This window comes from Pseudomonas monteilii NBRC 103158 = DSM 14164, from assembly GCF_000730605.1.
Lineage (GTDB): Bacteria > Pseudomonadota > Gammaproteobacteria > Pseudomonadales > Pseudomonadaceae > Aquipseudomonas > Aquipseudomonas monteilii.
Window position 1 is genome coordinate 19771 of the sequence record NZ_BBIS01000068.1, and the last position, 9041, is coordinate 28811.

Below are 9041 nucleotides of genomic sequence, written 5' to 3' on the forward strand. Positions count from 1 at the left end.
GACCCACCATCCTTGATGGTGGGTCTTTTTTTGGATTCGATTTCCGGGACCCGGCGTGGGCCTCCTGAACCCTGTCACCTACTCCTAGGGAATCATGTAGATTTGCATTGATCGCTATCGCCGTATGCGTACGCGTTATGTATTATTGCAAGCACCCATTTTTGGAACCGATAGGAGCGTTCAAATTGGCCAACTCCCACGAATTCGAGGTCGGCGCCGGTTACGAGGTAGCCAACCCGCCCATGCTTGCTGTCGGCGACGATGAAACCCACCGACTCTCACGCTTTTTTACCGTGCTCACTACCGATGAGCACGGGGTGACAGTTTATGACGGTTGGTATGGTGACGGCCTTGCGAGCTTGCATCTCTCACATGAGGTCCTTGCTCAGCTGGATGTGACCAGGCTGCCGCCCCGTGGTGAAGCGGTGGCCGCAGAGCTGGCCAACGCTATTGCCACTTCTGCTGCCGCTGCCATCGAGAGACGAAGCCAGGTGAAGGAGCATGGGGACTCTGTACAGAGCGAGCACGCTTCCCAACGTTTCTTCGTACAGTTTTTCTCTGGCCAGGTCAGGGGGCTTGCGTCGAAAGGACTGATCAACCCAGATCTCGCAGTTCAGATGATCAGCCTGTCGACCGGTTTGGAGTTTGCCGCTGGTGCGTAATCCAAGGCGTCTCCGCTCCTGGCGCACTGCTCTTGCTGCCTTTGCCACGGTAAGCGCTGTTGCTGGCCTGATCATGTTCAAGCCGGTGGCCCAGCCTCACTTCGGGGCAGCAGTCTCCAAGCCGTTAGGGCGTTACTGCTTGATCAAGCCAGGTGAGCGCCATACCCATTGTGAGGGGCAAGATGCTAGCCCCAGGGATCCAGTGCTCGCAGCCATTAAGACCATGCGTGAACAAGGGAATCGGTAACCTTGACGCCGTTTCTCGCTGACTCAATCGCTCTACCTGTTCTGTATTAAATCCAACCTGAGGAACCGCAATGACTATCACTCCTGACATGCTTGCACGTATCGCTGTCGTGGTGCTCGCTGTGATCATTTCGATCGCGATCAAGCGCCGCAACGCCCTTTTCACCGTGAAAAACGCCTCAGGGCCTGAGCAGATCCAGGCCATGCAAGGCTTTACCGATCGCTCGCTGCGTGACGTAAAAATGCTGATCTGGCTGTGCTCCGCGCTTTGCGCGGCTGCATTGGCGGTGTGTATCTATTCGATTTTCTATCCGCTGTGAGGCTCTCCCGGCCGTAGATCAAGGCCTCTGTCCATCACTGTGGACGGAGGCCTTTTTTGTGGCGGCATCATGACATCGCATGGCTAGCAGGCATGCAAATCTTCTAGTATTATGCGTACGTGTTATCAATCATTCTGAGGAGCTTGTAATGCTGAAAACTCAATTCTGGGCCATGCGGACTTTGAACATTGTTGGTCAGTTGCCGGCGGCTTTGGCCCTGGCAGCCTTCGTGTTCGTGTGGGCGAAGATTGGTCACATCAGTCCCACACTCGCATTCATGCTGATCGCGATTCTGGTCATGGTTGTGCTCTTCGTGCAGCTGCTGAAAGTGGCCGATCGTAAAAAGGCCAAGGCCAGTGCGCAGGGCCGTGTTGGTACCGGGCTGCGCTGAGCTGCATCATGCCTGCCGGCCTAACGCAAGTGTCGCGGTGTCGTCCGCATGTGCGAAGCCGAATAGATACCGGCTTCTACAGCGAGATTCCAATGCATCGCGGCCTAGTTGAGCGCATGGAGCTAGCAGGTGACTACTCCGTAGAGCTGAGCCTTTCAGGGGATGTGTTTGATGGCTTTGCGGTATGTGAAGGGCGACTGGTTACAGCCTGGCTTCGATTACAGTCAGAGGCTGTGCCAGTCGCTGTCCTGGACGCGGTTCTGTTGTCCAGCGGCGATGGAAAGCGATATTCCTTGGCTGATGCTTGCGACCTGGTAAGTGAGGCTCTCCAGAAGGCTGTGCAGGAGCTGGTCTGGACCTGCCGGAATGACTTCTCTGCTGTGCTCGAAGCTGGCAGCGTACTTTTCATTAGAAGACTTGAAGTGAGGGATGAATTCAGGTCATCACAACTAAGCCAAAATATAGTAGACGCTGCCTGCGTCTGGCTGACGTCGAAGTGTCGACTGGCGCTTCTTACCCTTAAGCCGTTTCCTCTTCAATACGAGAATATAGAGCCTGTGCTGGGTAGTCGCCATTACGAAGCGTATTGCCGGGGCTTACGAGAAGACTTGGAAAAGCTTTCTCTATATTACAGCTATCACTTCGGGTGCTTAGCTGCGTCACTTGAATCCACATTGTTGATCAAGCCGTTGAACGGACACCGATGCACGCTAAGCCGGGCAGGGTGGTCGTTTATTGCCGCGGAGTAACTATGCTAGCGACACAGAGCCGGTCTAAAGGCGTGAAGTATAATGTACAGCTGCTTTTGAATGGTTGGGTATTTGCAGCGCTCCTCTGGGCTCTTGGATCTTTGATTGAATTCCTTTTTGAAGAGCTAGAAGTTTCCATTCCCCATAGTTACGGCCTGTGGGTCAAGGCTTCTGGCTGGGGTTTGGGTGGTATATTCTTTCTGCTGTTCGTTGTCCGTATCGCTATCTATGGCTACAACAGAAAATCAGGTAAGTATCTATGAGCCTGTTTTGGGTTGGGCTTGGTTTAACTGCGGCTGCTCCAGTACTTTGCAGCAAGAGGTACCGGTTACACGGGCCTGCCTGGATGTACTCTTTAGGGTGTGGGGCCGCTGTCCTTGGTCCATACATCTTGCTGTGCACCTTTCTGGATGTGGCTACCTTGCTCGCCGCTGCTGCGATCATCGGAGTGCCTTTCTGGGGCTATGAACGGTATCGAGCAGCTAAGGGTCAGCAGCACTATACGCAAGGCATTATGGGTTACATGGTGGAGCTGACCCCGGTTGCCGTGTTCCTGCTCTTATTCCGATCCTTCGTAGCAGAACCCTATCTTGTTCCGTCCTCCTCAATGCGTCCTACTCTAGAAGTAGGCAGCGTGGTTGTCGTAGACAAGTTCAGTTATGGCGTGAGGTTGCCTTTCGTTTCAAAGCCGATCTCGCATGGGGGGGCGCCGAAGTTTGGTGATGTTCTGGTATTCCGTTTTCCTCTTGACCCGGCTAAGCCTTACATAAAGCGAGTGGTCGGCGTCCCGGGCGACAATATCACTTATCAAAGTGGTGTGTTGTCTGTCAATTGTGCCCCGGCGGTGCGCGAAATGGAAATGCCATATGATTACGAAGATGAAGCCAGCGGAAAGCTTAAGCACGCCACCTACACGTTGGAACGAATTCAAGGCTTGCAAATTGGTACTCTGCAGGACACTGACAGCAGTGATTTTGGTGTAAACACAGACTTTCCTGCCATCCCGGGCTGCGAGAGGAATGTTTCAGGGATTTCATGTGTTGTACCAAAAGGCTCTTATTTTGTGCTGGGTGACAATCGCTCCAATAGCCTGGATAGTCGCTATTGGGGGTTCGTAACAGACAAGGAAATTATAGGTCGAGCCATTTTCGATATTAATATCGATAACGGCAGTTTACAGTTCAGCCGGCTCTCACGATGAGTGGCCACCAAAGGGATGCCGCCATGGAGTGCCGATGCAATACAAGTCCGTGTTTCTCATACCTCCTCTGTAAGGCAACGCAAGGCCTTGCACCCATCATTCAGGAGAGAAACGCATGAGCTTTCATGAAACAGCCATCAAGTACGCTCAACTAGTAGCTGCACCGGTCGATTCCCTCGGCAACCTGGTACAGCAGGTGGGCTCGTACCCTGTTGGAACAGTACGCGATGCCGAGCTCGCAGAGCTTGAGCAAGCGTATCGATCGACAGTCATCGCCCAGTTGGTCAGCTCCAGCGAGCTGAAGGCCACTGCTCACGTTGTGTTGTCCCAGGACGATGATGAGTCTGGCGCGGATGCCGAGGTGATCGGTATCTGTTTCGACTCCGCTTCGGCTGAAAGTCTTGCCGACGAAGCTGCCGCTGAAATGGCTGCACGCATCAACAAACTGCTGGCCAATGACATGGGGGCAGATTTCGAACCTGTCGCGGTAACGCAGACTGCCCAGGAGCGCATCGTCCACAATTCCAATGTCGGAATCTTGGGTGCGATTCGCGTCAAGACCGCATCGGTAAGCATCGAAGGGAACGGATTCGGACTGCAAAACGTTACCTCGCCAATCATCCCGCTAGGGGTGCCCGGCTTGTAAACCTGCTACACGCCCGGGCCAAGTGCCCGGGTTTTTTGTCTGCTGATTATTAGCCTCTGTCTTTCCAAACACGACATTGTGCTTATCTGTAATCATCCAGTATTATCGGTACACGTTACGTATCGATAGGGCGCTTGTCATGGATACCCGTTCTTCACACTCTCTGATCACCCGCGTCGTTGTTGCTCTCTGTGTTGTCGTCATGGGCTTGCTGGCCACCATGGCTGTTGGCGCTGGCCTGGTGAAGATTTCCCCGGCCCTCATTTTCAAGGGGGTTTTTCTCTGCCTTGTCGGCGGAGCCCTCTACCTCATGATTCGCGCCTGCGTCGCAGCTCACATGGAGCTGGACGAGCAGGGTGCGGCAGAAGTTGATGGAAGCAAATAGATGTTCGACATTCATGCCGGGGACGGCAATCCCGAGGTGGCAGCCGACCTGAGCTCTCGAAATCTCTTTTTTGAATCTGCAGACACCGGATTGAGCAGTGTCGCCTGGGCCCAGCTGATGGACCGGTTCCGCGAGGAGCAGGGCTGGGCGGATACTCGGCTTAGCAAGGAGATTGGCATCAGCATCTCCATGATCCGCCAATGCCGAGTGAACATGCGCCCGTTGCCGCCCCCGGCGCGTATACGCACGCTCGGTGCGATGGGGGTAGAGGTGACCCTGTCGACTCTGCTCGCTGCATTGCCTGAACCAATTCGAGAGGCGGTAGAGGCGGCCAATCAGCAGTCGCAGGTGGTCCGTGAGACTTTGCTCTACGGATTCTTCGATCGTTTGGATGCTGGCGGATCACCAGATTTGGTCAGTGCCTTTTTTGATGGTCTGGCAGAGATCTCAGGCCTCAGTGAAACTGAGCAAGCGTCCCGGATAGGCCTATCCCTGGAGGACTTCACCTCTATCCGAAAAGGACGTAAACCCATCCCGTTTCGAGTCAAGATGGCTATCTCTGGCTCTTACACTGCCAACGAGTTAGGTCCCCTGATCCTATCGCTGCTGCCGGCCGCATAGGAATAGCGAATAATGTGAGGACGATTGCGCCCTTAAAATATACATACGTGTTATGCTTCATTGTGATTCTGAAAGCGTTTACTGGTGTGTATTCTGGAGGTGTCCATGGGGGCTCACATTACCGCTCCAACCAAGTGCCTTTGTGGGCACCTTGATCTGTTCAGCTTCACCTCGCCAGGGATGGGCGGGCGCAGGCAGGATCGCCTCTACGCCAGCAGCACGATTTGCGGGGAATGCAGCGCCCATGTCCGCGAACTCGTTGCGCCGCAAGCCAAGGGCTTCTATCAGATGAGTTTGCCCCAGTTGGCGGGGCGCCCTCGGTCTGTTTCTTGGGCTCAATCTCTTCGGCTAGCTCACATACGCACCCTTGGCCCTATCATGGCTCATCTCAAGTGCAGCACAGATCCTGTGGCCGTCGCTGCGCTGGCCGTCTTTGAGATGCTCTTCAAGATCACTGATGCGCAGTACTGGATTGCAGGGAGAGACCACGCGTTTGGCGCTGGTCACTGGGTGGTCTCGGAGATCGAGCACCTGATGCGCAAGCGTGACCTGGCCATGCACGAGAACTCTCGATCGGCCTACTGCTACTGGAAGAGAGTCAATCCCGCAGTGATCGATCAAGCGAAGCAGGACGCGGCTGTGCTGCTGTCTTCATCTGCTTTGGCGCCAGGCAAAACGACGACACCGCAACCAGCACAGGCAAAGCCCTCTGAGGCTGGCACTTCGGTGTTCCTTTGATCAGTGATTCAGGTGGATTTGTGCAAGTAGAGAATTCGAGTGCGCACCTCGACTCAGGTGCGCGTCCAGCGGGCAGCGCTAGCCAGCTGGCAGGGGCCTCGCCACAGGATGCAACTGGGGGCTGCATGATGATCAGCGGGGCCCTTCATTGTGAAGGGTTCGGCTTCATGGCGAGTCAAGGCGGCATTCCCAGCTACAACGAGTCAACCCCTTGTCCTGCTTGTAACACGATCTTGTGGCTGGCCAACGCGAAGAACCAGGCCTCTGCCCCCATGGCAGCCGGCAGCGACATGCCAACCGAACAGATCTGGTTGGAGGCACTCCGGGTCGCTCACCGAGAGAACCCCGGCGGCGTGCACGCTGCTTTGGAGGCGGTCGGTGAGGTCCAAGTTAGAGTGCAGGCTCAAGAACAAACGGCGCTTGTTGTTCGTACCTACAACTCACCGAGCCAGCTCGGCGAGGCTGCGCTTGATGATGCGGCCGTCGACGCTATCGCACTCAACATGAAAGTGAAGATGGCCAGAAACCGGGCAAAAGGCCGGTCTGGCTGGAATGACGAGACCATATGCACTGCTGATTTCCTTTCAACGGAGCTGCGCGAGCACGTCGCAAAAGGAGATCCCCTTGATGTCGCTATCTACGCAATGATGCTGCATCTACGCGGGGAGACCATTTCTGCACCGGCCTGCAGCACTCACTTACCAACTGAAAATGACCCCGCTTGAGTAATCCTCCCATGATCAAACTGACAAAACTGGCCCTCCTCGCAATTATGGGCTTCAGCTCTAGTAGTGCCTCTGCTGTCGAGCTCGTGCTTTCTGCACATGCCGCTGAGATCTCCCAGGAGATGATCAAGGAGACGATTTCATCTCACCTGCCAAAGCAGGTTGTGAAGCTGGATGGCGGTTACAAGATCTACGCTTACCTGGAGACGGCTGACTATCAGCCGGGGGAGCGTCTTTTCAGCTACTCGGTTCAGCTTCACAAGCGTGTTGTAGAAGCCGGTACAGGGAAGGTGTATTGGGTCAGCACAGGCGGCGTCCGCGGGCACGGGGTAGCGGTTTCTGGGGATACGATTCTAGCCAACCTAGGCAATGATCTGGTTGCCGGCGCCGAGTCATTCAAGCTCGATCAGATGTGATTCACTAGGGGAAACCCTGGCGCTCATTTTTGCAGCGTGACAACCAAGTATTAGGCGATACTATGCGTGTACGTGTACGCGCTATGTATCATAACTAGCCTAATGAAGCTGTCAGCGCTGGAGCCTGAAATGACTGCTAAACGTCAATTGCTTTTGTCACTGTCAGGGGCAGTAGCGCTGCCCCTGGTCTCAGCTGACTCGTTCAGTTTCAATCTCGTGCCAGCCCCTCCCGCAAGCCAACTGCCAACGTACCTGGTTGCATCGGCGGCTGGCCTTGCCCTCCTTGGTGCCTGGTACTGGTTCAATCGGTCTCGAACCACGGCACAAGCGGCTGAGTTGCGGATCGAGCGCCAACTGCAGGCTCTTGAGAAGCTGGCGACCCAGGTCGGAAGGGCGGAGCAAGTACTCTCCTTGAAGTGTGAGTTCATGACGCACCAGGTGCGGACCGAACTCAAAGACGCCCTGTACGCCATCACCACTGACACCATCCGCAACATGGGCGGGTTACGTCGCAAGGAGCCCATGTCAGACAAGCAGTTCAGCAAATTAATGGCCAAGTCTGACGAGTTCTTCAGCAGCCTGGAGAGAGCGCAGGCGAGCGAGGTCATACTCAACCTGGATGATGATGTGCCGCTGCTTATGCCGGAGCGGGGTAACCCACTTCCGAAGCCAGTTCCTCAACGGCGCCCTGCGGAGCCCATGATACTCCAGACCCCTGCACCTTCGTCTCCCGCGAGTATCCCTATGCCGGTGAAGCCCAGGCCCAAGGGCGCCAATGCTGATGCTGGAGATTCTGATGGGGTTCCGGCGCTGGGGCTTAACTCAGCTCTGGTTCTGGGCGGTGGTTTGGTTTCCGGCAGTGGACTATTCCTCGACCTAGATGATGGTCCGGAGCCAGATCAGTCCGATTTCGCGGCGGACTGAACTCCTATGGATATCCCAAGCCTGCAGCCTGGCGCCGCCACCTCCACAACTAGGCGCATCTCGGACGCAGAGATGCAGGGCATTACTCGTGACAATCGACCGTCCAAACCTTCGGACGCGGGCTGGCGTGTGCGGTTGATGAAGGCTGGAAAGTTTGTCGCCGATCGCCATTTTCGCGACTTGGCCTACCACGGTCGTTCCCGGGCAAAACACGCAGCGCAATGCTACCGCGACGACATGGCCAGGGAGCACGATATCCAACTCCCCCCGACCGTGCAGAGTGAGCTTGCACGCCAACGCCATTCGGCGGGCCTGACACAGAAAGCTATAGCCATGATGCTATCCGTCTCGCCCGGGCTGATATCGAAGTGGGAGAAGGGGGCCGAAATGCCAGCTGCAGCTCGATCACTCTATCGCGCTGCTGTTGAGGGCCAATTGCCCGCGTGTGAACCGACCCTCACCGGCGCAGATGTCAGGCGCATCAGAGTCGAGGTTCTAGGTTGGTCTCAGGCACAGCTAGCCAATGCCCTGGGCTGGGCCTATGCCGCTGTGGGCTATTGGGAGAGAGGGCAGCGGCCTGTACCAGGATGGGTCAAGGTGTACGTGAACGCAGTCAGCAAGGGGGGGGGTCAGTGGAGAGCAGTGAGCGTTTAGATGGCAATGACCCTGTAGGGGACGCAGTTGCTCAGTGGAGGCAAGTCATGCCGTTGCATCGCAGCCTGCCGATCGTATTTTCTGATGGCACTGAGCTTGCCCGCTTCGCAGTGGATTGTGCCCAATGCCGGCGTGGCTTGGCCGGGGATCTGGTGCGGGGGGAGGTCAAGCCTCAGCCGGGAGATCGCTTCGCGCTGACTGGTCTTGCTGCCTGTGCGGCCTGTGCGTCGTTCACCAGGTTCGCGTTCATGTGCACAGGCTCAACAGGCTCGGTGCAGCTTGAGTGGGTATCAGGGGGAGAAGTGAAGAGGCATGAGGTGCACACTACCTGGAGGTCCAAGCTTGTGGCTATTTTCCGGTAGG

At 55.8% G+C, this 9041-nt stretch carries 13 protein-coding genes; all 13 read left to right on the forward strand.

What is annotated here, in order from left to right; translation table 11 throughout:
• Window positions 1-185: 185 nt before the first annotated feature.
• The 13 genes from PM2_RS27530 to PM2_RS31935 all read left to right on the forward strand — a co-directional run bounded on the left by PM2_RS27530 (window position 186) and on the right by PM2_RS31935 (window position 8678).
• Window positions 186-662, forward strand: coding sequence for a hypothetical protein (locus PM2_RS27530; protein WP_004574347.1), 477 nt, complete (start codon window positions 186-188; stop codon window positions 660-662).
• Window positions 663-979: 317 nt separating this feature from the next.
• Window positions 980-1228 carry a hypothetical protein gene (locus tag PM2_RS27535; protein ID WP_004574348.1) on the forward strand — a complete coding sequence of 83 codons (249 nt, stop codon included), beginning with the start codon at window positions 980-982 and terminating at the stop codon, window positions 1226-1228.
• Between the two features lie 148 nt (window positions 1229-1376).
• Window positions 1377-1619: a hypothetical protein gene (locus PM2_RS27540; protein ID WP_004574349.1), complete on the forward strand. Its 243-nt coding sequence runs from the start codon at window positions 1377-1379 to the stop codon at window positions 1617-1619.
• Between the two features lie 781 nt (window positions 1620-2400).
• Window positions 2401-2631 carry a hypothetical protein gene (locus PM2_RS27550; protein ID WP_169739409.1) on the forward strand — a complete coding sequence of 77 codons (231 nt, stop codon included), beginning with the start codon at window positions 2401-2403 and terminating at the stop codon, window positions 2629-2631.
• Window positions 2628-3569, forward strand: coding sequence for a signal peptidase I (gene lepB, locus PM2_RS27555; protein ID WP_004574356.1), 942 nt, complete (start codon window positions 2628-2630; stop codon window positions 3567-3569). Before PM2_RS27550 ends, lepB begins: the two co-directional genes overlap by 4 nt.
• A gap of 115 nt (window positions 3570-3684) precedes the next feature.
• Entirely contained in the window at window positions 3685-4215 is a 531-nt protein-coding gene (locus PM2_RS27560; protein ID WP_004574358.1) for a hypothetical protein, read from the forward strand.
• A 139-nt stretch (window positions 4216-4354) separates the two neighbouring features.
• Window positions 4355-4600, forward strand: a complete 246-nt coding sequence (locus tag PM2_RS27565) for a hypothetical protein (RefSeq protein WP_004574360.1) — start codon at window positions 4355-4357, stop codon at window positions 4598-4600.
• A complete protein-coding gene (locus tag PM2_RS27570) occupies window positions 4601-5221 on the forward strand; it encodes a hypothetical protein (RefSeq protein ID WP_004574362.1) in 621 nt (206 codons plus the stop codon).
• A gap of 378 nt (window positions 5222-5599) precedes the next feature.
• A complete protein-coding gene (locus PM2_RS30880) occupies window positions 5600-5959 on the forward strand; it encodes a hypothetical protein (protein ID WP_141745121.1) in 360 nt (119 codons plus the stop codon).
• A gap of 125 nt (window positions 5960-6084) precedes the next feature.
• A complete protein-coding gene (locus PM2_RS31420; RefSeq protein WP_004574366.1) occupies window positions 6085-6684 on the forward strand; it encodes a hypothetical protein in 600 nt (199 codons plus the stop codon).
• Window positions 6685-6695: 11 nt separating this feature from the next.
• Window positions 6696-7100, forward strand: coding sequence for a hypothetical protein (locus PM2_RS27585; RefSeq protein WP_004574368.1), 405 nt, complete (start codon window positions 6696-6698; stop codon window positions 7098-7100).
• A gap of 129 nt (window positions 7101-7229) precedes the next feature.
• On the forward strand, window positions 7230-8024 hold the full coding sequence (locus PM2_RS27590; protein WP_004574370.1) for a hypothetical protein: 795 nt from the start codon (window positions 7230-7232) through the stop codon (window positions 8022-8024).
• 237 nt (window positions 8025-8261) lie between these two features.
• On the forward strand, window positions 8262-8678 hold the full coding sequence (locus PM2_RS31935) for a helix-turn-helix domain-containing protein (protein WP_369404171.1): 417 nt from the start codon (window positions 8262-8264) through the stop codon (window positions 8676-8678).
• Window positions 8679-9041: the final 363 nt, after the last annotated feature.

Coding starts and splice junctions, on each gene's coding strand:
- PM2_RS27535 (WP_004574348.1), top strand. CDS start 980: ATGACTATCACTCCTGACATGCTTGCACGTATCGCTGTCGTGGTGCTC.
- PM2_RS27540 (WP_004574349.1), top strand. CDS start 1,377: ATGCTGAAAACTCAATTCTGGGCCATGCGGACTTTGAACATTGTTGGT.
- lepB (WP_004574356.1), top strand. CDS start 2,628: ATGAGCCTGTTTTGGGTTGGGCTTGGTTTAACTGCGGCTGCTCCAGTA.
- PM2_RS27560 (WP_004574358.1), top strand. CDS start 3,685: ATGAGCTTTCATGAAACAGCCATCAAGTACGCTCAACTAGTAGCTGCA.
- PM2_RS27565 (WP_004574360.1), top strand. CDS start 4,355: ATGGATACCCGTTCTTCACACTCTCTGATCACCCGCGTCGTTGTTGCT.
- PM2_RS27570 (WP_004574362.1), top strand. CDS start 4,601: ATGTTCGACATTCATGCCGGGGACGGCAATCCCGAGGTGGCAGCCGAC.
- PM2_RS30880 (WP_141745121.1), top strand. CDS start 5,600: ATGGCTCATCTCAAGTGCAGCACAGATCCTGTGGCCGTCGCTGCGCTG.
- PM2_RS31420 (WP_004574366.1), top strand. CDS start 6,085: ATGATGATCAGCGGGGCCCTTCATTGTGAAGGGTTCGGCTTCATGGCG.
- PM2_RS27585 (WP_004574368.1), top strand. CDS start 6,696: ATGATCAAACTGACAAAACTGGCCCTCCTCGCAATTATGGGCTTCAGC.
- PM2_RS27590 (WP_004574370.1), top strand. CDS start 7,230: ATGACTGCTAAACGTCAATTGCTTTTGTCACTGTCAGGGGCAGTAGCG.
- PM2_RS31935 (WP_369404171.1), top strand. CDS start 8,262: ATGGCCAGGGAGCACGATATCCAACTCCCCCCGACCGTGCAGAGTGAG.